This window comes from Kitasatospora xanthocidica, from assembly GCF_014656195.1.
In the GTDB taxonomy this organism is placed as follows: domain Bacteria; phylum Actinomycetota; class Actinomycetes; order Streptomycetales; family Streptomycetaceae; genus Kitasatospora; species Kitasatospora xanthocidica.
In genome coordinates this window covers 321,407-343,694 of sequence record NZ_BNBY01000003.1, presented here as the reverse complement: position 1 = coordinate 343,694, position 22,288 = coordinate 321,407, and the positions used below count along the sequence as shown (strand labels likewise).

Here is a 22,288-nt window from a genome sequence, read left to right as displayed (position 1 = left end):
AGGCCGGGGCCCCGGCCTCGCCGCGACCGGGCTCGTCCGGGCGGCTGTCGGCATCCGCGTCGTGGCCGGGGCGGGCTCGGACGAGCACATCGAGTGGTCTCGGCGGCCGGTCTCCAGGTCGAGCGACTGCTCGCGATCACCGAAACGACCGGCCTCTTCACCCTCGAAGACACTGCCGAACGCCCTTCAGACCCCCCGCACAACGACAACGCGGACCCATGACCACAGCGGGTCCACACAACCGCAAGCCGAGAACCATGAACCCCGTCCGACGCTACGCCATCGCCCTCCCAGGCGTGCCGGGCGCCCACGCCGCAGCGCGCACCGTCATCGTGCACCTCACCGACCAGCTGGGCCCCGCACGCGAGCCCGTCTTCGAGGACGCCACCGGCACGTTCCGTGTTCAGATCAGCGGCACCACCGCGGAGATCCTCACCGCGCCGGCCGAGTACGCGACGATCCATCCCTGCCTGGAGGCCGTACCCATGCCCTGACCGGGCTCCGGGCCACGTGACTGGCCGTCTACGGGATCCACCAGGTGGCCAAGGACCGACCGGGTCACGCCGGCCCTCGACGGCGGCCTCACGGCGCGTCCCCCGGCCGGCCCAGAGCAGCGTGGGCAACCCGGCGCGGCACCACCGGTGCGGGCGCCCGTGCAGGGACGGCGGCGACAGGAAGCGCCATTGCCCAGCGAACGCCTGTCGGACGGGGAGCCCGGCTGCGCGGACGCGCCCGGTGTGGGAGTAAGGACGAGGGGCGGGTTGCCCCGTGCCTCCTCTGCTCGGGAGGAGGCGATCGGCGAGAGGACGGCATCATGAACACGCCCAACGACGGCTCGGCGAACACCCCCGAAGAGGAGACGGCACGGCGCGGCGAGAAGGCGCGGGAGCGGTCGGCGGAGGAACGGTCGATCGTGGCGCCTACCCCGGCGGACGTCCGTGCCAAGGCCGAAGGCTCGCAGGACGAGGAGGACGAGGAGGACGAGGAGGACGAGGACAAGGGGACTGAGGAGCCTCAGGTGGATGCCCAAGCTCCGTGAACGGGAGCGAAGCCGGCGACGGCCTGTGCCTTCGGTGAGGCGCGCCACCTTCGCCACGTTCCACGGGAAGCCGAAACTCGGCGTCGCCTGCCAGGTCTGGGACGAGGCGCAGATCACCCGCCGGACGCGACCCGACTGAACCGAGCCCGAATCCTGCTCGACCCGGCCAGGAGGAGGCCCGGCCCGCTGTGCGTTCGGGCCCGGACGCACGAGGCCGGCCGGCCGGATTCGCCGGCGCGCGGCTGTTTGCCGCGCCGATTCGGGGAAACCCGCAGCAGCACGGAACCTGTGGAAGCGGCATGCCGCACCGTCGTCATCACCGGGGCCGGCGGCTGCATCGGCCGCGCCTGCGCCGAGGCGCTCGCCGCCCGCGGGGACCGGCTCGCGCTGATCGCCCGCGGCCGCGCAAGTCTGGAGGGCGCGGTGCGCGGCCGGACGGGTGCAAGCCGGTTTGCCCGGAGCGGGCAGCGGGTTCCTCTCACGGATGCGGGCGACACGGGTCCCGCAGTCATCGGACAGGAGTGTGTGATCATGCCTCGCGGATCGACTCCCAAGCGGGAGCGGCAGTACGAGCACATCAAGGAAAGCGCGCTGGAGCGCGGTGAGAGCGAGAAGCGCGCCAAGGAGATCGCGGCCCGCACCGTGAACAAGGAGCGGGCCCGGCACGGCGAGTCGAAGACCGCCAGCCGTAGCTCGGTGCAGGACATCTCCTCCTCCCGCCGCGGCGGGCTGCGCTCGCAGAGCGGCGCCCAGGGGCCGACGAAGGAGCAGCTGTACAACGAGGCCAGGCAGCGCGACATCCACGGCCGTTCGAAGATGAACAAGAAGGAACTCGAACACGCCTTGGGCCGATAGGAGCTGGTGACCGTGGGTACCGTTCCCGTGCCGCCCGACCCCGACACCAACCCCCTGCCGCCGACCGAGCCGCCCGGCCCGCCGGAGCCCGTACGGCCGCCCGGCCCGCCGGAGCCGGTGGAGCCCCCCTTGTCGCCGGATCCGCCCGCGCCTCCCGGCTCGCCCGAACCGCCACCCGAACCGCCCGCCCCGCTCGGCCCGCGTGAGCCCACGGAGCCGGCCCCGCCGGAACCCGGGCACCCCCGCCCGCCGGAGCCTCCCGACTGAGCGGGGCCGGCGGCGCCACTGGGTCGTGGGTGAATCCCGGGCGGCGCCGGACGCACGGGGTGTCCGCGTACGGCCCCGAGGACGAGCAGGCAATCGGGACAGGAGGAGGCCGGGTGCTCGCCAGGACGGCTGAGATCGTGGTGTGGGGTGCTGTGCTGATCGGCCTGACGGTGGTCTTCATCGGCACGGTGTCGCCCGTCGAGATGCTGGTGGCCGGTGTGGCCGCGCTCGGCGGAGCTTTCGTGGCGCAGCGCATGCGCCTGGCCGCAGGCGTCCGCGTCGCGGGCGGCCGGGGCGCGGTGCGGGCGCTCGTCGCGCTCGCGCCCGCGGTCCTGCGGGGGCTCGCCGTACTGGCGGCCGCCGTGGCCGCCGGTCCGGCCGGGGCGGGTGTGCGGCGGGTTCGGATGCGGCGCGGGGCGGGAGCCGGGTGGGCCGGCGTGCTGATCGCCGCGTCACCGGACACCTGCGTGATCGACGTCCCGAACGATGACGAGGTGATCGTGCACGCCCTGCGTCCAGAAAGCGGTCCGGTCGAAGAGGCCGTGTCGCGCGAAGAGGCCGTGTCGCGAACGGACACGGCGCGGTGAACGCCTGGGCCGCGGCCTCGCTGGTCCTGCTGGCCGGAGCGGCACCCGCGTGCCTGTGGGTGGTGGCGCGCGGTCTGACGATCCGCCGCCTGGTGGGGGCGTCGCTGCTGTCGACCGTGGTCGGCGCGGTGTTCCTGCTGCTCCCGATGGCATACGAGCGGTCCTCCTACCAGGACCTCGCGCTGGTGCTGGCCGTACTGGCCCCCGCCGGCACCCTCGTCTTCACGCGCTTCGTCGCCGGTCAACGCCACGACGCCCACCCGCACGGTTCCACGCCCGAGACCTGACGAGACCTGACGAGACCTGACGAGACCGTGCCCCGCGCGGCCCGCCGGACCGGGGGCGCGGGAGGGAGTTCGGATTGACGCCACGCCATGTGATCGTGCTCGTCCTGCTGTGGGCCGGCACGGGCTGCGTGCTGCTGTCCGCGGCCGCGGTGCTGCGGCTGCGCGGAACGCTGATGCGCCTGCACGCGCTCGCACCGGCATCGGTGGCCGGGGTGCCGCTGATCGCCGCGGCCGTGGCCGTCGACCAGGGACCGGGCCGGGCGGCGGCCAAGACGCTGTTCATCGGCCTGGTCTTCGCCGTCGGCGGGACGGTCACCACGATCGCCGTCGGCCGAGCCGCGCGCCAGGCCGAGGCGGAAGAAGGGAACAGGGTGTGAACCAGTGGCTGATCGGCGTCGCCGTCGCCTTCGTCGTCCTCGCCGCCACCACGGCGGTCCTCACCCGTGACCCGGCCCGCCAGGCGGTCGTCCTGTCCGTGCTCGGCCTGAGCCTCGCGGTGGTGTTCGCGGTGCTGCAGGCCCCCGACGTGGCCCTCTCCCAGCTCGCGGTGGGCACCGCGCTGACCCCGCTGCTGATCCTGCTGACCGTCCGCAAGGTCACCCGCCGCCCCACCCGCAGCGACGACCGCGCCAGTGACGGCGACCGCGCCGGTACCGGCGACGACGGACGGGAGCAGAAGTGACGGCCCGTGCCCGGCTGGCGGTGTTCCTGGCAGCGGCCGCGGTGATCGCCGCGTTCTTCACGGCCGCGTGCACCGACCTGCCGCCGTTCGGGACGGACAGCCACCCCTACGGGGAGCGGGCGGTGGCGGCGGCCCTGGACCGGCGGACCGCCAACGTCGTCTCCGCCGTCAACTTCGACATCCGCGCCTTCGACACCCTCGGCGAGGAGTCCATCCTCTTCGGCACCGTCCTCGGCGCGACCCTGCTGCTGCGCCGGGCCCGCGACGAACGCCACCGCCGCGCCGAAGCGGACCGCGTCATGCCCACCACCCGCCTGTTCGGCGCGTTGCTCCTGCCCGTCACCCTGGTGGTGGGCGTGTACATCGTCGCGCACGGCCAGCTCAGCCCCGGCGGCGGCTTCCAGGGTGGCGTCGTCCTGGCCACCGCCCTCCACCTGGCCTACGTCGCCGCCGACTACAGGGCGCTGAAGAAGCTGCGCCCGCTGGCCGTCCTCGACGTCGCGGACTCGCTCGCCGCCGCGTCCTACAGCCTCATCGGCCTGGCCGGAATGATCGCCGGCGGCGCGTTCCTCAAGAACGTGCTGCCGCTGGGCACCTTCAACACCGTCACCTCCGGCGGCACCGTCCCGGTCCTCAACGCCGCGGTCGGCGTCGAGGTCGCCTGCGGCCTGATCGCCCTGCTCGCCCACTTCCTCGACCAGGCCGTCGAACTCACCGACCCCGACCAGCAGAGATACGGAGACACCTGATGGGAACGTGGGTCTTCCTGGCCGCCGGATGGGTCCTGCTCATCGCCCTGTACGGTCTGGTCACCAGCCGCAACCTCATCCACGCCATCGGCTGCCTGGCCGTCGCCCAGTCCTCCACCTACCTCCTGCTCCTGGCCGTCGGCTACCGCCGCGACGCGACCGCCCCCATCTACTCCGACCTCACCCCCGGCACCCGCCCTGTGGTCGACCCCGTCGTACAGGCCCTGGCCCTGACCGACGTGGTCGTCGGCGCGACCGTCACCGCGCTGCTGCTCGCCCTCACCATCCAGCTGCGCAAACGCCATCACACCGTCGACCCGCAGGCCCTGACCGGGCTCAAGGGCTGACCGTGACCGAAGCCGCCCTGCTGCCGCTCGCGGTGGCCGTTCCCCTGCTCGGGGCGGCGCTGCTCGCCCTCGCCGGCCGGATCCTGCCCCGGACCGGCTGCGACATCCTGGCCACCGGCTGCGCCGGGGCGGAGGTGGTCTGCCTCGTCCTGCTGTGGACCCACAGCGGCGGGCGCCTCGCCACCGCGGACCTGGGCGGCTGGCCCGCCCGACTGGGCATCGTGCTCGCGGCCGACCCCATCGGCGCAGGACTCGCGCTCCTCGTCGCGGTCCTGGTGCTCGCGGTCGTGGTGTACGCCTGGCGGTACTTCGACGAACCCACCGGCGAGCACGCCGGCGCCTTCCCGGCCCTGATCCTGCTGTTCGAGGCCGGGATGGCCGGCTTCGCGCTCACCGGAGACCTGTTCAACGCCTTCGTCTTCTTCGAACTCATGGGAGCCGCCGCCTACGCCCTGACCGGCTACCACATCGAGGACCCCCGCCCCCTCCACGGGGCACTCACCTTCGGCATCGTCACCTCCTTCGCCGCCTACTGCTCCCTGCTCGGCATCGGCCTCCTCTACGCCCGCACCGGCGAACTGAACCTCGCCCGCCTCGGCGGACAGCTGGCCGCCCACCACACCGACGTGCTGACCGTGGCCGCGTTCGTCCTCATCGCCACCGCCCTGCTGGTCAAAGCCGCCGCCGTACCGTTCCACTTCTGGCTGCCCGACGCCCACGCCGTGGCCCCCACGCCGGTGTGCATGCTGATGTCCGGCGCGATGGTCGAACTCGGCGTCTACGGCATCGCCCGCGTCTACTGGACCGTCTTCTCCGGCCCCGGCGGCATCCCCCACCAGGCCTTCCGCACCACGTTCACCGCCCTCGGCCTCCTGACCGCCCTGCTCGGGGCCCTGATGTGCTGGCAGCAGCGCCACCTCAAGCGGCTCCTCGCCTTCTCCACCGTCAGCCACGTCGGCCTGTTCCTCGTCTCCGTCGCCCTGCTCACCTCCGACGGCGTGGTCGGGACGGCGGTGTACGTCGCGGCGCACGGCCTGGTGAAGGCCGCGCTCTTCGCCCTCAGCGGGGTACTGCTGGACCGTTTCGGGAGCGTCGACGAGCACGGCCTGCACGGCAGGGGGCGTGAACTGCGCACCGTCGGCGTGCTGTTCCTGGCCGGCGCCCTGGCACTGGCCGGACTGCCGCCCTTCGGCACCGGCCTCGGCAAGGCCCTGGGCGAGGACGCCGCGGGCCACTGGCAACCGTGGCTGCCCGCCGTGTTCGTCGCCGCCTCCGCCGTCACCGGAGCCGCGGTACTGCGCGCGGCCCTGCGGATCTTCTGGGGCGCCGGCCCCGTCCCGCGCAACCGGCCGGGCGAGGAGGAAACCACCGGCGAGGGCGAGGAACCCGAGATCCGTTCCCCCCGGCGCACCCTGCCGCCCACCATGACCGTCGTCCCGGCCGCACTCCTCGCCCTCGCCGCGCTCGTCGGCGCCCTGCCCGACGTCGCCGCCGCCCTCGCCCGAGGGGCGGCCGTCTTCACCGACCCCGCCGGCTACACCGCGGCCGTCCTCACCCAGCCCGACGCACCGCCCGGACCCGTCCCGGCCGCCGACTGGACCGCAACCGGGGTGCTGCTCGGCCTGCTGTCCGCCGGCATCGCGGTCGCCCTGGCCGGTACGGCGGTCCACCGGGAAATCCCCGCACGTCGCTCCCGGCATCCCGCCGCCCGGGCCGTACGGGCGCTGCGGCGCCAGCACTCCGGGCACCTCGGCGACTACCTCGCCTGGCTCGCCCTCGGCGTCGCGGTGGTGTGCGTCGCCATCGCCGTCCAGATCTGAATCCCGAGACCGCGGCCGACCGGATCGGCAAGCCACCCTGGCCGGCGGCGGTGCCCGCCGTGGCCGGCCAGGGCGCTACCGCGGGTAGTCGCTCGCCCGGGCGCCGAGGACGGCCAGAAGAGCCAGAGCCTCGGCGCCGGGGGATCCCGGCGGCGCGGTGAAGAGCACGAGGTACTGGTCGCGTTCCGTGAGGGTGAGGGGGTACAGCCTGTGCCTGTATCCGGCCGGCGGCCGGCCGGACGCTGTTGCCATGACGAACAACACGAACTCCGCCGGCAGCGCGCCCGTCGGCCTGCTCGTCGGCAAGGTCATCCTCATCACGGGTGCCAGCCGCGGCATCGGGGCGGCCGCGGCCCGGCTCTTCGCCTCCGAAGGCGCCGTCGTCGTGCTCGCCGCCCGCAGCACCGACGCCCTGGACCCCATCGTGAAGGAGATCCGCGCCGACGGCGGCGCCGCCGACGCGGTCCCCCTGGACCTCGCCGACCCCGCGAGCATCCGCGCCGCCGTCGACCGCGTCGAGGAGCTGTACGGACGGCTCGACGGCGCTTTCAACAACGGCGGGATCGCCCAGCAGCGGCCCGGCCCGCTCGACACCACGAGCGACGCGGACATCGACGGGCAGTTCGCGGTGAACTTCCGCTCGCACTGGACCGCCATGACCGCCGAGGCCGCGCTCATGCGGCGGAACGACGGCGGGGCCATCGTCAACACCTCCGGCATCGGCAGCCGCCGCGCGGTACCGCCCCTGCCCGCGTACGGCGCGATGAAGCGCGCGCTCAACAGCCTCACCGAGACCGCTGCGGTGACCTGGGCCCCGGAGGGCATCCGGGTGAACGGCATCACTCCCGGCGGCACGGCCACGGAGATGACGGAGGAGTGGGAGGCGGCGACCCCCGGCGTCATCGAGGCCAGTGCCGCGGCGACACCGCTCGGCCGGATGGCCGAGCCCCGCGAGGTCGCCGAGGTGGCCGCGTGGCTGCTCAGCGACCGGGCCTCGTACGTGACCGGCGCGATCGTCCCGGTCGACGGCGGCGCCGGCGCCTGAACACGAACCGGGGGACGCCCCACCGCGACCTCGTAGAGTGCGTGGAGGTGTGGGATCAGCCCCGCGCGCTCACGGTCTACTGCCCGGCGTCGCTCCGACCAACCGCGAGACCTGTGCGGTCACGGAGCCTCCAACTGCTGCGAGCGGTAGCGGATCGCCGCGACTGCGATCGACGTGGTCCTCGACGAGACGGTCGCGGAGCATGCCCGTCCCCGGGCCTGATGCGGATCCGGTGTCGGCATACCGACTGACACGCTTCCGGGGTGCCGGCACCCGCGGTCGCGGCGTCAGTAGACGAGGATGTCCCAGTGGTTGCCCTCGTTGCAGTACAGGTTGCCCGACGCGGCCTTCCACTGCGGGTAGCCGTCGCCGCGGTAGCCGATGTAGGTGAAGCTGTTCTGGATGTAGCCGTCGATGCAGGAGTTGCGGGCGATGTCGACCTTGTAGCCGTTGTAGTGGCTGTAGGTGCCGGAGGCGTGGCCCACCTCCGTCCCGCCCGTGATGTTGATGGCACAGCCGCTGGCCCGCTTGAGGGTGATGATGGCGCTCACCGTGCCCGAGTTGATCTGCTCGAACGAGGTGCAGGTGGAGTTGGACCTGGTGGTGCAGCCTCCACTGGAGCTCCACGTGATGCCGGCGCTGCTGAACTGGCCGGCGGCCGCCGACTGCGACAGCTTGGTGCCGCTGGCGCCGGCCGTGGGCGCCGAGAAGGCGAGGCCGGCCACGGTCAGGGCGACGACGGTGGCTGCGGTGCGTGGCTTCATCTGCATCTCCCGGTGAGGACGGTGGGACGAAGGGGTCGTACGCAGGGCTGTGACGCGGCGGTGCTCCGGCGCGAGGGGCTTGGAGCACCGGCATCGCACCAGGATGGCCCACCGTTGTCTATGCGAGTAGACCCCAATCTGTGAATTTCCCGTGACGGGGAGCGGCCTTGAGCACGTCGAACTCATATCCGGCCCGCCCGGCGTTCGGCGGCCAGCAGCCAGACCAGGTAGCCGCCACCGAGGACGCCGGTCACCACGCCGACCGGCAATTGGTGGTCGGCGACCAGCCGTTGGCCTGCCCAGTCGGCGGTGACCAGCAGGGCGGCGCCGGTGAGCGTCGACGTCAGCAGGTTCGGCCCGGGGGCCCTGGTCAGCCGCTTGGCCAGCTGAGGGGCGGTCAGGGCCACGAAGGAGACCGGACCGGCGGCGGCCGCCGCCAGCGAGGCCAGCAGGACGGCCACGGCCAGCAGACCCAGGCGCAGCGGCTCGACCCGTACGCCCAGGGCAGCGGCGGTGTCGTCGCCGAGCTCCAGGGTCCGCAGTGCCCGGCCGCAGCCGAGCAGTACCAGTGGGCCGAGGACGGCCAGGGCGACCAGCAATGGGACGGCGTCCCGCCAGCCCCGTCCGTCCAGACTGCCCGTCAGCCACAGCATGGCGCGGGCCGCGTCCATCAGCTGGGCGCGGGTCAACAGGTAGCCGTTGACGCCGGTGAGGATCGCGGTGGTCCCGATGCCGACCAGCACCAGCCGGCCGCCGTGCAGGCCGTGCCGCCAGGAGAGGGCGCAGACCGCGGCGCCGGTGACCACGCCGCCGGCGACCGCTCCTCCGGCCAGCGCCAGGCTGCTGCCGCCGGCCACCACCACGAGCAGCGCGCCGGCCGCCGCGCCCTGGGTGAAGCCGAGGACGTCGGGGCTGCCCAGCGGGTTGCGCACCAACGACTGGAAGAGCGCGCCGGCCAGCGCCAGCGCGCCGCCGACCAGCAGGGCGGTGACCACCCGGGGCAGCCGCAGCTGGTTGACGACGAAGTCCTCGGCGGGGGTGCCGCCGCCGGTCAGTGCGCGCAGCACCTCGGCCGGGGTGAGCGGGTAGTCGCCGCTGCCGAGGGTGAGGACGGCGACCAGCAGGACCAGGAGCGCGCAGCCGGCGCCGGCGGCCAGCGCGCGCGGGCGGTAGGTCAGTGACCGCCTGTCGGTCCGGGAGCGGATCGTGCTCATACCCGGGCCACCTTTCCGCGGCGTGCGAAGGAGAGGAAGAACGGCCCGCCGAGTACGGCGGTGACCACGCCGACCTGGAGTTCACCGGGGCGGGCCAGCACCCGGCCGAGCACGTCGGCGCCGAGCAGCAGGACCGGGGCGAGCACCGCGCAGTAGGGGAGGAGCCAGCGCAGGTCGGGTCCGGTGAGGGCGCGGACCAGGTGCGGGACCATCAGCCCGACGAAGACGATCGGGCCGCAGGCCGCGGTGGCCGCGCCGCAGAGCAGGGTGACCGACAGGATGGCGGCGGCGCGCACGGGTGCGGGCCGGGTGCCGAGGGCCCGGGCCGTGTCGTCGCCGAGCGCGAGGGCGTTCAGCGGTCGGGGTAGCAGCAGGGCCAGCACGAGTCCGACGCCGATGAACGGCAGCACCGTGAGCACCGTCTCGGGCCGGGCGTCGGCGAGGGAGCCGACCGTCCAGAACCGCATGCGCTCCAGCGACTTGGTGTCCAGCAGCATCACGGCGCTGACGTAGGAGTAGAGCGTCGCGTTGAGCGCGGCCCCGGCCAGCGCGAGCCGGGCGGGGGTCGCCCCGCGTCCGCCGCCGACCGCGTACACCAGGACGGAGACGGCCGCGGTGCCGGCCAGGGCGAACCAGACGTAGCCGTCGAAGGTGGCCACCCCCAGCAGGGAGGCGGCGGTGACGGCGGCGGCGGACGCGCCGGCGTTGATGCCGAGCAGTCCGGGGTCGGCGAGCGGGTTGCGCGTCACGGCCTGCATCACGCCGCCGGCCAGACCGAGCGCGGTGCCGGCCAGCAGGCCGAGCAGGGTGCGGGGTAGGCGCATCCGGTGGACGACGGCGTAGTCGGGCGAGGTGGGGTCCAGCAGCCCGTGCCAGACCTGGCCGGGCGTCAGCGACTTGGCGCCGACGCCGATGCTCAGCGCGAGCACGGCGAGCAGGACCAGGAGGGCGGCCAGGAGGCCGCCGGTGCGCAGCGCGGTGCGGGCCGTGGGCGGGCGGGCTGGGGTCGGGTGGGCCGGGGCCGTACCCGGGCCCGGGCCCGGCTCGGTGGCGGGGACGTCTCCTGTGACCTGCGGCGACGTTGGGACGGACACGGCGGTGGCTCCGGGCTCGGCGGTGAGGGCCGGGAGAGGATCTGGCGCCCCTTCTCCGGACACGAACTTAGGTTAGGTTAACCTATGTTCCGGCGTGGCTCCGCTGCCACTGCCCGCGCCCTGCGCCCCCCTGCCTGAGCCCTGCGCTCCCCGACACGAAGCCCTCACCGGCCCTGTCATCGCGAGAGAGAAACCGCCATGCACTCCCGAACCGCCAGTCAACTGTCCCGTCGCGGCCTGCTCGCAGTCGGCGGTGCCACCACCCTCGGCGCGCTGCTGACCGCCTGCGGAAGCGGCGGTCCGAGGACCGACGCCCCGGACGCCGCGCCCGCCGGCGGAGCCAGGAACGGCTCGTGGGCCTTCACCGACGACCAGCCGAAGACGCTCACCGCCCCGAGCACCCCCAAGCGGATCGTCGCCTTCACCGGCACCGCGGCCGCCCTGGTCGACTTCGGTCTGGACAAGCAGATCGTCGGCGTCTTCGGCGAGACCAGGACCGCGGACGGCAAGGCCGACCCGCAGGCCGGCGACCTGAACGTCGACAAGGTCGAGATCCTGGGCAACTCCTGGGGCGAGTTCGGCATCGAGAAGTACGCGGCGCTCCGGCCGGACCTGCTGGTGACCCACATGTACGACCCGGGGGCCCTCTGGTACGTGCCGGACGAGAGCAAGGACAAGATCCTCCAGCTCAACCCGACCGTCGCGGCGATCACCGTGGCCCGGGTCCCGATGACCCAGCCGATCGAGCACTACGCCAAGCTCGCCGAGTCGCTCGGCGCCGACCTGGGGGCGAAGAAGGTCACCGACGCCAAGGCCCGCTTCGAAGCGGCCGCCGAGAGCGTACGGCAGGCCGCCAAGGCGGCCGGCGGCATCAAGGTGCTGGCCTGCTCCGGCAGCGCCGACCTCTTCTACGCCTCCAACCCGGGGATCAGCACCGACCTGATGTACTTCGCGCAGCTCGGCGTGGACATCATCGTCCCGGACAAGCTGGACCAGGGCGGCTACTTCGAGAGCCTCAGCTGGGAGAACGCGGGCAAGTACCAGGCCGACCTGCTCCTCCTGGACGACCGCGGCACCGCCCTCCAGCCCAAGGACCTGGCCGGAAAGCCGGCCTGGGCCCAGCTGCCCGCCGTGAAGGCCGGCCAGATCACCCCCTGGAGCTCGGTGCCGCGCTTCTCGTACGCCGGCGCCGCCCCGCTGCTGGAACGGCTGGCCAAGGCCGTTCAGTCCGCCAAGAAGGTCGGGTGACCGCCTGATGGCCACCGAACCAGCCACCGAGCCCGGCGCCGTAGCGGACGTCGGCGTCGGGAGCGCGGACGACCCGGGCATCGTGGCCGGGCAGTTCCGCTTCTTCGACGCCCACGTCGTACGGACCCACCGGCTCGGCCCCACCCTGACCCGGATCACCTTCGGCGGCGGGCAGTTGGCCGGCTTCGCCTCCGGCGGGCGGGACCAGAGCTTCTCGCTCTTCCTGCCGCGGCCGGGGCAGCCGGCCCCGCTGCTGCCGGACCGCACCGGCGACGGCTGGTACCGGCGGTGGCGGTTGGTGCCGCCCGAGCAGCAGGCGGTGCTGCGCTCCTACACCGTCCGCGCCCAGCGCGCCGAACCCGCCGAGCTGGACGTGGACTTCGCGCTGCACGGGACCGGGCCCGACGACCCGGCTGGCGCCGCCGGGCCGGCCTCCCGGTGGGCCGCGCAGGCCTCGCCAGGAGACCGGGTGGTGCTGCTCGGCCCGGCGGTGGCGGACAACCGCAGTGTGGGCTTCCGGCCGCCGCCCGGCACCGACTGGGTGCTGCTGGCGGCCGACGAGACCGCGCTGCCCGCCCTCGGCGGCATCCTGGACTGGCTGCCGGCCGGCACCAAGGCCAAGGCCTGGATCGAGGTCCCGCACGCGCAGGACGTCCAGGACCTGGCGAGCGCGGCCGAGGTGGAGATCACCTGGCTGGTCCGCGGCGCGGAAGGCCCGTCCGGCGATGGTGCGCTGGCCGACGCGGTGCGCGCCGCCGAGTTGCCGCCGGGAGTGCCCTACGCCTGGATCGCCGGCGAGTCCGGCGCGGTCAAGGCGCTGCGGCGACACCTCGTCAGGGAACGCGGATTCGACCGCGGGAACATCGAGTTCTCGGGCTACTGGCGCCGTGGCACCTCCGAGGAGCAGTTGCGCGCCGAGGCGTGACCGGTGTCGTCGGCAAGGTGTCGGCGGGGACCATCCGGGGCGAGCGCCCGGAGTGGGGGAGCGCGAACTCCCGTCATGGACGCGGGCGATCAACTCCCCGGAGTGGACGCCACGTTGGGCCCGCTGAGTCGTGCACTGATTCTGGCCAAGTTCGGCAAAGTGTGTCGCTGTCGTGAACGGGCTGTGTAGTTTCGAGCGATCCGGAAGGCGCCGTTCGCCTCTATGGGCCAGGTACTCCACGTCCTGGCGGCGCTGTCGGCCGCTCCCTCACCCTCCTCGCAGACGGGAATCGTGATGACCACCCCGAGCACCGGAACACCTGCCACCACGCCGGCCGCCACACCTGCCGCCACACCAGCCACCACGCCGGCCGCCACACCAGCGACAACCCCGACGACCCCGGCGAGTGCGTCGCCCAAGTTCGAAGTGGATAAGGCGATGCTCGACGGCGCGACGCCGAAGGACCTGCTGCCGACCACCGGCAACTACCCGACGGAGATCGTCCGGTACCGCTCGGTGGTGCTCACCGACATCCCCGGAGCGAAGCCGGCGCGCAAGCTGACCGGCGCCATCGACCTCGGCGAGGAGAACCTGCCGTTCTACGACCGCCCGGCCGAAGGCATGATCGTCACGACGGAGCAGAGCTGGTCGGCCCAGGGCGTCACGCTCGGCCGGCTGCTGCACAGCCTCGCGCTCGCGCCCGGCGAGAGCACCAAGGTCGCGGTCGTCGACTGGCAGCGCAGCACCAAGGCCACCGGCACCGAGGCGACGTCCGAGAACGACACGCTGTCCGGCACCAGCGACCAGAACCGGTCGATCAGCGAGGTCGCGAACGCGATCGCCCGCGAGGAGCAGTTCGGCACGTCCCGGGCGTCCCAGTCGAGCAGGTCCTCCAGCTCCGGCGGCAGCATCGGGGTCTCGGTCTTCGGCATCGGCGGCGGCGGCAACTGGGGCGAGTCGTCGAACTCGGGCTTCACGACCGCGGTGTCGCGCTCGACCGGCGTGAAGTCGGTCGCGGCCGAGGCGACGCAGCGCATCAGCGAGCGGACCCAGCAGCTGGCGACCGCGGCCCGCAGCCGGAACATGACGGTCGTGCGCGAGACGACGCAGTCGGAGAAGGACCAGGTCCTCACCCGGGTCGTGACCAACTACAACCACATGCACGCGATGTCGGTGCAGTACTACGAGGTCGTCCAGGTCTACGCCGTGACGACCAAGCCGACCAAGCTGGAGCGCTGCCTGTTCATCCCGCTGCAGGAGCTCACCTTCAACTACACCAGCCTGCAACGCTACAAGGAGGTGCTCGCGTCGGTGGCGCCGGCCGACTGGGCGGCGAAGATCCGGGCCGCCAATCCGTTCGACACCACCGTGCGCAAGCTCGACGCGTGCACGGCGCCGGAGACGCCGCCCACCGCCGGCTTCGACGGGGTGGAGCTGGCCGACATCGCCGCTTCGGCCATGGGCGTGTACGGGGTGCGCAGGTTCGACGGCAGTCCGGTCCGGTTCGATCCGGTGGCCCGGCAGTGGAACCCGCTGCCCACCACCGGACTGGACAGCGAGCTGATCCGCATCGCACCGGGCAAGAGCGTCGTGTGGGCGCTCAGGGCCGACAACGAACTCGTGCACTTCGACGGGACGGCCTGGCGGCGTGACGCGAACGGCTGGGCGGGGCGGAGCCTCGCCTGCGGCTCGGACGGCACGCTCTTCCTCATCGGCATGGACAGTTCGATCTACCAGCGCGACCCGAACGGCGTAGCGCAGAACCTGAACACCACGGCCGACGACATCGCCGTCGTCGGCAAGAACAAGGCCTGGTACTGCCGGCAGGGGCGGACCTGGGAGCGCACTGGCACCACCTGGACGGAGCGGACCCCGGCGCCGAACGTGCAGCGCCTGTCCGCCGGCCCGGACGGCGTGCTCTGGGGCGTCACCGCCGACGGCAAGGCCCTCGTGGTGGAGGCCGGCGCGACGACCTGGACCCCTCCCAAGAACGAGATCATCGTCAAGCTCTCGGCGCTGACAGACCTCGTCTCATCCACCAGCGGGGACCACTGGGCACTTCTGAGCAACGGACTCATTCTCCGGCTCCTCACCGTGGACCGAGAGGCGCCGATACTCTTCGACGCCCCACCGAAGGCCGACTCCCCCTACGCGTCCAAGATCGACGTCTGGTACGACGAGGCCGGAATCCGCAGCATCCAGGTGGTCTTCCAGGGCCAGGTCTTCCGCTGCGGCGACACCCGCGGCTCCGGCGTGCAGCAACGCGCCTCCTACACCTTCGCGGCCGCCGACAAGCTGCTCTCCGTCGACGCCTGGTTCGGCACGGCCGCCCGTGGCAGCCTCTCCGGGCTGCGCCTGACGATGGACTCGGGCGTGGCCAACTTCGGGATCGCCGCGACCACCACGGCCGCGCCCGACATGACCGAGGACGCCGGCGGCGCGGCCATCTGCGGGCTGTTCGGTTCGACGGTGAAGTCCGGCTCCCGCACCTACGTCGCCTCGCTCGGTTTCCACGTGCGCGGCGGGAACGTGCCGCAGGCGGTCCTGGACCACCTGAACGACAACCGCCGCCACTACAGCCAGGCCGTCTGGGCCAACGCCGACGAGCTGACGCTCAGCCGCATCCTCGCCAACTACTCGTACACGCCGGCGGGTTCGAATGCCGCGCCGGTCCTGCTCGGCACCCTGCTGGACCCCAAGCCGATCGCCGCCACCGGCAACTACCTCGGCTTCCGGTGGAACTTCGGCAGTGAGCAGGAACGAGAGGCGTGGACCAAGACCCGCCAGGCGGGCGACGCCACGTTCGGGGCGCCGGTGACCAACACGATCGCCATCGCCACCAAGGGCGTCTTCGCCGAGGCCGTACTCGGCCGGGCCAACTCGGCCGAGAAGATCGACCTCACCCGGTTCTGGAACTGGAAGGACTCGCCCATCCAGATCACGCCGGCCGACATCGCGCCGGTCGCCACCGGAACGCGCGCCAAGGACCTCGACCTCACGGTGGCCGCCCTCGGAGCCACCCAGGCGAAGTTCTCGCAGCTCTCGGCGATGCCCGACCCGACCGGCCTGCAGGCGGCGCAGGCCATGGCCACCGCGAGCCTGTTCCGCGACATGAGCGGCCTCAGCAATATGAGCGAGGTGCTCACCAAGGGCATCGAAGCCGCCTCCGGCAACGACAAGGCCGCCGGTGAACGCGCCCAGGAGGCCTTCAAGACCGCCACCGAACACCAGCAGAAGATGGCCCAGATCGCCGTCGACCTCTTCGGCAAGGTGGCACCGGCCGCGACCGGCGTCCCCAACCTGAGCGCCATCGGCGGCGCGCTGAACCAGGGCGACAAGGCCGAGTCGGACACCAAGGCCGAGTCGGACGCCAAGCCCGAGTCGGACACCAAGGCCAAGGCCTCGTCCAAGAGCGGCTCCACAGCCAAAGCCTGATCACCGCACCGTGCGGGCCCGGGCCGCCGCCCGGGCCCGCACCGCGCGAACGCCGACAGTGGAAGCCCGTGAGGGACGGTGCCGGCTGGCGTTCCACCGACACCGTCCCCCAGGCCCTTCACCTCCCTCGGGCCGGCCCGGGGTTCTCGCAGCGGACGGCGGCGTCAGGCTCGGCGGGCGGAGGCCATGAGCCGGTCGGCGAGCGCGATGACGAGGTCTCGGAGTTCGTCCGGTCGCTCGATGACGAACGGCCGGTCGAGCGAGGCGAGTACCGGGGGCAGCCAGTCGAGCCGCTCCGCCCGCAGCTCGACGTGGATCCAACGCTCGGCATGCGGATCCGCGCCGTCCTCGGGCGGGGGCTCATCCAGGCTCGCGACGCTGGCGGGGAGTCGGGCCCGGATCTGTTCGACCGTCCCGTGGATCCGCAGGGTCACCTCGTGCCGGTAGGCGGCCTTGGCGAGCCCTGACAGGACGCGCTGTGCCGGATCGAGTCCGGCGGGCGGCTCGAACGAGCCGGGCAGGGGCCTCGCGTCCGCGATGCGGTCGAGCCGGAAGGTCCGGTCCTCGCCGATCCCGGGATCGGTGCCCGTGACGTACCACCGGCCCGCGTGGGTGACGATCCCGTACGGGTGCAGCGTGCGTTCGCTTCGTCGGCCGTCCCCGGCGGTGTACCTGATCGAGACCGGGTGGCGTCGGCGGACCGCATCGGCGACGGCGAGCAGGACCCCGGTCTCCGGGTTGGCCGACTCGCCGGGCGGAGCCGTGAAGGCGAGGGATTCCATGACCGCGTCGAGCCGACGGGCCAGGCGCTCGGGCAGCGCCCGGCGGATCTTGGCCGCTGCCGTCTCAGCCGCGGTCCCGGTCGCGGTCAGCAGCCCGGTCCTGCGGCCGGCGACGAGCCCGAGCAGCACGGCGAGCGCCTCGTCGTCGTTGAGCATGAGCGGCGGCAGGCGGTACCCGGGGGCGAGCCGGTACCCGCCGTAGCGGCCGCGGACCGCCTCGACGGGGATGTCGAGATCGACCAGATGGTCCACGTACCGCCGCACGGTGCGCCCGTCGACGCCGAGCCGGTCGGCGAGTTCGGCCACCGTTCTGATGCCGCCGGACTGCAGGAGTTCCAGGAGGGCGAGCACGCGGCCAGTAGGTCGAGCCATGTCCACGAGCCTAGCGCTGATACCGGACCGATTCTGTCCACTATCTGCTCTAGCGTTCGAGGCGCAGCGACTCCACCGACCTCAGGAGAGCACCATGGACTTCGTTTCGACCCGGATCATCACGGGCGACGTCGCGCGCCTCGTCGACTTCTACGAGCGGGCCACCGGAGTGCGGGCGGACTGGTCCACCGAGGACTTCGCCGAACTGCGGACCGCCGGCGCGACCCTCGCGATCGGCAGCACCCGCACCGTGGCACTCTTCGCACCCGGCTCCGCCCGTCCGGCCGACAACCACACCGTGATCATCGAATTCCTCGTCGACGACGTGGACGACGTGCACCGGAACCTGGCCGGTCTCGTCGCCGACTTCGTGACCGAGCCCACCACGATGCCCTGGGGCAACCGCTCGCTCCTGCTCCGCGACCCCGACGGCAACCTCGTCAACTTCTTCACCCCCGTCACACCGGCGGCCATCGCGAGGCTCGCCCGCTGACGACAGCGCGCCCGCCCGGGCAGGGGCCGGTCGCGACGCGCTCGTGGACGAGGCGGGACAGGCGAGCACGTCGGCACCGGTCGGCGCCGTTGCCGGGTGATCCGAGGGGGCGGAAAATGGGGTATGGGACGTTTGTCCCAGCCGCGGGAAGGGAGCTTCCGATGGCCTGGCGTATCGAGGGGACGTATTTCGAGAACTGCAATTGCGACATGGTGTGCCCCTGCTCCACCTCCGGCCTCTCGGCTCCGGCGGACTACGACCGCTGTCGGGTGGTCCTGGCCTTCCACGTCGACTCCGGCCAGGTCGACGACGTCGACGTGAGCGGTCTGACGGTCGCCGTGGTGGGTGACGCCCCGCCGCTCATGAGTGACGGCAACTGGCGGCTGGGCATGATCATGGACGAGGCGGCCTCGCCGGAGCAGGCCGAAGCGCTCGGGGCGGTCTTCTCCGGACAGCGCGGCGGCCCGATGGGGGACCTCGTACCGCTGGTCGGCGAGATGCTCGGGCTGGAGGTCGCCCGGATCGACTACGTCGACGACGGCCGGCGCCACCGGGTGAACATCGGCGACGCGGTCGACATCGAGGTCGAGGACTTCGTCTCCCCGCTCGACGCGACCGGAAAGGGCGTACGGGTCAGCGGGGTGGGATTCCCCGCGGACACCCTGGCGGCCGGCGTCGCGACGAGGTCGCGGGTGAACGCCTTCGGCCTCGACTTCGGGAACGAAGGGAAGAACAGCTTCTCGGCACCGTTCGCCTGGGCGGCCTGAGCGATTGCGGGAGGCGGCGGGCAGCCAGGGATGCTGCCCGCCGGTCCGGATGCCGTCAGGAGGTCGACCGCACCGTCTCGGGCTCCGCGGCCGGCGAAGCCGCGTCCTCCTCGGGCGGTGGAACGTGGCGTCGCGGGGCGAGGAGGGCGGAGACGATGCCGCCCGCCGCCAGCCCGGCGCCGACCCAGAGCGCGGGCTTGAAGGCGTCGATGAAGGAGTCCGGTGACCCGTAGACCGCCGGGCCGGTGAAGACGGCGGCCAGGAGCGCGATGCCGAAGACGCCGCCGAGTTCCCGCATCGCGCTGTTGGCCCCGGACGCGATCCCGGCCTCCTGCCGGGGCACCGATCCCATCACCGCGTTGGCCACCGTCGGGAAGCACATCGAGGTCCCGATCCCGGCCACGGTCAGGGCGATGCTCAGCTCCAGGTACCCCATCCCCGGCCGGGCGATCGCGGCGACCCAGCCGAGCCCGACCGCCTGCAGCGCCAGGCCCGTCACCATGAACGGCCGGTTGCCCCAGCGGTCCGCCAGGGCGCCCGCGACCGGTGCGATCAGCATCGGCGTCGCCGTCCAGGGCAGGATCCGCAGACCCGCTTCGAGCGGCGAGTTGCCGAGCCCGATCTGCAGGAACTGCGACATCAGGAAGAGGGCGCCGAAGAGCGAGGCGTACATGAAGAAGCTCACGCCGTTGGCGGTGGCGAAGCCGCGCAGGCGGAACAGGCCGAGGGGCAGCATCGGGTCACGGGCCCGCTGCTGCCAGCGGACGAAGCAGGCGACGAGGGCCGCACCGAGCGTCAGCGAGCCGATCACCTCGCCGCTGGTCCAGCCCACCGTGTTGGCGCGCACCAGCCCGAACGTCAGGCCCAGGAAGCCGGCGCCGGCCAGCACCAGGCCGTACGGGTCGAGTCGCGGCCGTGGTCCGTAGCTCTCGGTCAGCCGGAGCAGGGCGAGCGGGACCAGAGCGAGCCCGATCGGGACGTTCAGCCAGAAGATCCACTGCCAGTCGAGGCCACCGGTGATCGCCCCGCCGACCACCGGACCCATCGCGACGGCCGCACCCGCGATCCCGCCCCACATCCCGATCGCCATCCCGCGCTTCTCGGCCGGGAAGGCCCGGCTGATCAGGGTCAGCGTCAGCGGCATGACGATCGCCGCGAACCCGCCCTGGACGGCACGGGCCGCGACCAGCGCGCCGACCGAGGACGACAGCGCGGCCGCGCCCGAGGCGACCGCGAAGCCGAGCAGCCCGATCGCGTACATCCGCCGCCTGCCGAACCGGTCGCCGAGCGCGGCGCCGGTGAGCAGCAGGCAGGCGAAGCTGAGGTTGTAGGCGTTCACCGTCCATTCCAGGTCGGTGAGCGACGCGTGCAGGTCGGTCCGCAGCACCGGCAGGGCGGTCGCCACCACCAGCGTGTCGAGGGCGACCATGAACAGCCCGAGCGAGGCCAGGGCCAGGGTCCAGCCCCGCTGCGGCAGGGCCGTCGCGGGGGCACGAGGGGAGAGTTCGGAAGACATGGCGTCCGCTCCGTTCCGCAGGTCGCGTTCTTCACCGGTCGGAGTCCGGTCTCACTCCTTCGACGGGTGGGATCCGGCCGGATCGACACCGCCGCAGGAAGATGGCCGAGTGGGTGCTGTCGATCCAGCCGGGTGTCGCACGTCGGTTGTACGGAGGGTCCGGTCCGCGGGCCCGAGTGAGAAGGGGAGCGCGTCATGGCGCAGTACCTGATCCTGATCTACGGGGACGAGACCTCGTGGGCCGCAGCCCCGCCCGAGGTGGTGGAGCGGGTCCACGCCGAGCACCGGGCCTTCCAGGCCCGCAACGCGGGAGCCGTCCTCGGCGGCAACGCCCTGCACCGCACCGACACGGCGACCAGCCTCCGCAGCGACGGCAGCGGCGGCGACAACGGCGCCGGTGGCCCGACGGTCACCGACGGGCCGTTCGCCGAGACCAAGGAGGCACTCGGCGGCTACTACCTGGTGGAGGCCACCGACCTGGACGAGGCCATCGCCGTGGCCCGGCAGGTCCCGGCCCCCTTCGGCGGCGTCGAGGTCCGCCCGATCCGGGTGATCGACTGACTCCTGAGGATCGGCCGAAGACACCTGACACCGGCCGGAACGACTGACACCGGCCGGGACGATGCCTTGACGGAGCCGTGATGACCACCGATCCCGCGGTCGCCGCAGCGGTCGCCGACGCGCACCGCCGCGAGTGGGCCTTCGTGCTCGCCGCGACGGCGCGCGTCACCCGCGACCTCGACCTCGCCGAGGAGTGCGTCCAGGACGCCTACGCCAAGGCCCTGACGGTCTGGGGCGAACGCGGCATCCCCCACCGCCCCGGCGCCTGGCTCACCACCACCGCACGCAACCGGGCACTGGACGAGCTGCGCCGCAACGCCACCCTCCGCCGGACCCTGCCGCAGCTCCTCGCCACCGACGACACCTCGCCCGAACCCGGCCCCGGAGCCGACGAGGACGCGGCCGACGACTACCCGGACGACCGGCTCAGGCTGATCTTCACCTGCTGCCACCCCGCCCTCACCGAAGAGGCCCGGATCGCCCTCACCCTGCGACTGCTCTGCGGCCTCACCACGGCCGAGGTGGCCCACGCCTTCCTGACCGGCGAGACGGCGATGGCCGCCAGGATCACCCGCGCCAAGCGGAAGATCAGCACCGCCCGGATCCCCTACCGGGTACCGCCCGCCGAGGAGCTCCCCGAGCGGATCGACGCCGTCCTCACCGTCGTCCACCTGCTCTTCACCACCGGCCACACCGCCCCCGTCGGAGACGACCTCATCCGCCGCGACCTGGTCGAGCGCGCCCTCGACCTGGCCCGGATGCTGCGCACCCTGCTCCCCGAGGACGCCGGTGTCGCCGGACTGCTGGCCCTCATCCTGCTCACCGACGCCCGGCGCGAGACCCGGTCGGGCGAGGACGGCCGGATGGTGCTGCTCGCCGAGCAGGACCGCACGCGCTGGGACAGGGCCGCCATCGCGGAGGGCATCACGCTCGTCCGCGAAGCCCTGGTGCGACGTCCGCCGGGGCGCTTCGCCCTGATGGCGGCCATCGCCGCCGTCCACGCCGAGGCGCCGAGCTGGCAGGAGACCGACTGGCGGGAAGTGGTCGCGCTCTACGACCTCCTGGTGCAGATCTGGCCCTCGCCGGTGGTGGCCCTCAACCGGGCGGTGGCGGTGGGCTTCGCCGACGGCCCCGCCACCGGGCTCGCGGAACTCGACGCGCTCGCCGCCGAGCCACAGCTCGCGGGCTACGGCTACCTGGCCGCCACCCGCGCCGACTTCCTGCGCCGGCTCGGTCGGGTGACCGACGCCCGCCTGGCGTACGAAGAGGCGCTGCTGCTCACCGAGAACACCGTGGAACGCGACTTCCTGACCGGCCGGTTGCGGGAGTTGGGGCCGCCCGACGCGCGCTGAGCGCCGGAGCGCCTGAGCACCGGATCGCCGCGGACAAACCCGCCCGCACACCGGCGCTCACGGGTCGTTCGCGCTGCGTATGCTGAG

23 protein-coding genes are annotated in these 22,288 nt (G+C 72.9%); 18 read left to right on the top strand and 5 right to left on the bottom strand.

Going from position 1 to position 22,288, the window contains the following annotated elements; translation table 11 throughout:
• Positions 1 to 257 precede the first annotated feature (257 nt).
• The 11 genes from IE332_RS07680 (at position 258) to IE332_RS07630 (ending at position 7,678) form a co-directional block, all read left to right on the top strand.
• A complete protein-coding gene (locus tag IE332_RS07680; RefSeq protein WP_189914379.1) occupies positions 258 to 494 on the top strand; it encodes a DUF6296 family protein in 237 nt (78 codons plus the stop codon).
• Between the two features lie 320 nt (positions 495 to 814).
• Positions 815 to 1,039: a hypothetical protein gene (locus IE332_RS07675; protein ID WP_189914378.1), complete on the top strand. Its 225-nt coding sequence runs from the start codon at positions 815 to 817 to the stop codon at positions 1,037 to 1,039.
• 531 nt (positions 1,040 to 1,570) lie between these two features.
• Positions 1,571 to 1,894 (top strand): plasmid stabilization protein, encoded by a 324-nt coding sequence (locus tag IE332_RS07670; RefSeq protein ID WP_189914377.1) that lies wholly within the window; start codon positions 1,571 to 1,573, stop codon positions 1,892 to 1,894.
• Positions 1,895 to 2,274: 380 nt separating this feature from the next.
• Entirely contained in the window at positions 2,275 to 2,748 is a 474-nt protein-coding gene (locus IE332_RS07665) for a hypothetical protein (protein ID WP_189914376.1), read from the top strand.
• Positions 2,745 to 3,035 (top strand): MrpF/PhaF family protein, encoded by a 291-nt coding sequence (locus IE332_RS07660; protein WP_189914375.1) that lies wholly within the window; start codon positions 2,745 to 2,747, stop codon positions 3,033 to 3,035. Before IE332_RS07665 ends, IE332_RS07660 begins: the two co-directional genes overlap by 4 nt.
• A gap of 74 nt (positions 3,036 to 3,109) precedes the next feature.
• The gene (locus tag IE332_RS07655) at positions 3,110 to 3,412 is read left to right on the top strand and encodes a cation:proton antiporter (RefSeq protein ID WP_189914374.1); all 303 of its coding nucleotides are present in this window, start codon (positions 3,110 to 3,112) and stop codon (positions 3,410 to 3,412) included.
• The gene (locus IE332_RS07650; protein WP_189914373.1) at positions 3,409 to 3,717 is read left to right on the top strand and encodes a Na(+)/H(+) antiporter subunit B; all 309 of its coding nucleotides are present in this window, start codon (positions 3,409 to 3,411) and stop codon (positions 3,715 to 3,717) included. The genes IE332_RS07655 and IE332_RS07650 overlap by 4 nt, the downstream gene beginning before the upstream one ends.
• Positions 3,714 to 4,466: an MnhB domain-containing protein gene (locus tag IE332_RS07645; RefSeq protein ID WP_189914372.1), complete on the top strand. Its 753-nt coding sequence runs from the start codon at positions 3,714 to 3,716 to the stop codon at positions 4,464 to 4,466. Before IE332_RS07650 ends, IE332_RS07645 begins: the two co-directional genes overlap by 4 nt.
• Positions 4,466 to 4,813 (top strand): sodium:proton antiporter, encoded by a 348-nt coding sequence (locus IE332_RS07640; RefSeq protein ID WP_189914371.1) that lies wholly within the window; start codon positions 4,466 to 4,468, stop codon positions 4,811 to 4,813. Before IE332_RS07645 ends, IE332_RS07640 begins: the two co-directional genes overlap by 1 nt.
• A 374-nt stretch (positions 4,814 to 5,187) precedes the next feature.
• Complete coding sequence (locus IE332_RS07635; protein ID WP_373313684.1) at positions 5,188 to 6,633, top strand: complex I subunit 5 family protein; 1,446 nt, start codon at positions 5,188 to 5,190, stop codon at positions 6,631 to 6,633.
• A 250-nt stretch (positions 6,634 to 6,883) separates the two neighbouring features.
• Positions 6,884 to 7,678 carry an SDR family NAD(P)-dependent oxidoreductase gene (locus IE332_RS07630; protein WP_189914369.1) on the top strand — a complete coding sequence of 265 codons (795 nt, stop codon included), beginning with the start codon at positions 6,884 to 6,886 and terminating at the stop codon, positions 7,676 to 7,678.
• A gap of 287 nt (positions 7,679 to 7,965) precedes the next feature.
• Here IE332_RS07630 and IE332_RS07625 read toward each other — a convergent pair whose 3' ends face one another.
• The 3 genes from IE332_RS07625 to IE332_RS07615 form a co-directional block, all read right to left on the bottom strand.
• A complete protein-coding gene (locus IE332_RS07625; protein WP_373313683.1) occupies positions 7,966 to 8,448 on the bottom strand; it encodes a hypothetical protein in 483 nt (160 codons plus the stop codon).
• Between the two features lie 176 nt (positions 8,449 to 8,624).
• The gene (locus IE332_RS07620; RefSeq protein WP_189914367.1) at positions 8,625 to 9,656 is read right to left on the bottom strand and encodes a FecCD family ABC transporter permease; all 1,032 of its coding nucleotides are present in this window, start codon (positions 9,654 to 9,656) and stop codon (positions 8,625 to 8,627) included.
• On the bottom strand, positions 9,653 to 10,750 hold the full coding sequence (locus tag IE332_RS07615) for a FecCD family ABC transporter permease (protein ID WP_189914366.1): 1,098 nt from the start codon (positions 10,748 to 10,750) through the stop codon (positions 9,653 to 9,655). The genes IE332_RS07620 and IE332_RS07615 overlap by 4 nt, the downstream gene beginning before the upstream one ends.
• Before the next feature lie 198 nt (positions 10,751 to 10,948).
• Between IE332_RS07615 and IE332_RS07610 the strand changes: the two genes are divergently transcribed.
• The 3 genes from IE332_RS07610 (at position 10,949) to IE332_RS40745 (ending at position 16,358) form a co-directional block, all read left to right on the top strand.
• The gene (locus IE332_RS07610) at positions 10,949 to 11,998 is read left to right on the top strand and encodes an ABC transporter substrate-binding protein (RefSeq protein WP_189914365.1); all 1,050 of its coding nucleotides are present in this window, start codon (positions 10,949 to 10,951) and stop codon (positions 11,996 to 11,998) included.
• Between the two features lie 7 nt (positions 11,999 to 12,005).
• Positions 12,006 to 12,923, top strand: a complete 918-nt coding sequence (locus tag IE332_RS07605) for a siderophore-interacting protein (protein WP_189914364.1) — start codon at positions 12,006 to 12,008, stop codon at positions 12,921 to 12,923.
• Between the two features lie 438 nt (positions 12,924 to 13,361).
• Positions 13,362 to 16,358 (top strand): SdiA-regulated/phytase-like domain-containing protein, encoded by a 2,997-nt coding sequence (locus IE332_RS40745; protein WP_229928405.1) that lies wholly within the window; start codon positions 13,362 to 13,364, stop codon positions 16,356 to 16,358.
• A 164-nt stretch (positions 16,359 to 16,522) separates the two neighbouring features.
• On the opposite strand, the gene IE332_RS07595 is transcribed toward IE332_RS40745, so the two are convergent.
• On the bottom strand, positions 16,523 to 17,512 hold the full coding sequence (locus tag IE332_RS07595; RefSeq protein WP_189914363.1) for a helix-turn-helix transcriptional regulator: 990 nt from the start codon (positions 17,510 to 17,512) through the stop codon (positions 16,523 to 16,525).
• A 94-nt stretch (positions 17,513 to 17,606) separates the two neighbouring features.
• Between IE332_RS07595 and IE332_RS07590 the strand changes: the two genes are divergently transcribed.
• Positions 17,607 to 18,005: a VOC family protein gene (locus IE332_RS07590; RefSeq protein WP_189914362.1), complete on the top strand. Its 399-nt coding sequence runs from the start codon at positions 17,607 to 17,609 to the stop codon at positions 18,003 to 18,005.
• 161 nt (positions 18,006 to 18,166) lie between these two features.
• Positions 18,167 to 18,772, top strand: coding sequence for a DUF1326 domain-containing protein (locus IE332_RS07585; RefSeq protein WP_189914361.1), 606 nt, complete (start codon positions 18,167 to 18,169; stop codon positions 18,770 to 18,772).
• Positions 18,773 to 18,827: 55 nt separating this feature from the next.
• On the opposite strand, the gene IE332_RS07580 is transcribed toward IE332_RS07585, so the two are convergent.
• Entirely contained in the window at positions 18,828 to 20,288 is a 1,461-nt protein-coding gene (locus IE332_RS07580; RefSeq protein WP_189914360.1) for an MFS transporter, read from the bottom strand.
• Positions 20,289 to 20,483: 195 nt separating this feature from the next.
• Here IE332_RS07580 and IE332_RS07575 point away from each other — a divergent pair, with 195 nt between their 5' ends.
• Both IE332_RS07575 and IE332_RS07570 read left to right on the top strand, forming a co-directional pair.
• Complete coding sequence (locus IE332_RS07575; protein WP_189914359.1) at positions 20,484 to 20,849, top strand: YciI family protein; 366 nt, start codon at positions 20,484 to 20,486, stop codon at positions 20,847 to 20,849.
• 80 nt (positions 20,850 to 20,929) lie between these two features.
• Positions 20,930 to 22,201, top strand: coding sequence for an RNA polymerase sigma factor (locus IE332_RS07570; protein WP_189914358.1), 1,272 nt, complete (start codon positions 20,930 to 20,932; stop codon positions 22,199 to 22,201).
• Positions 22,202 to 22,288: the final 87 nt, after the last annotated feature.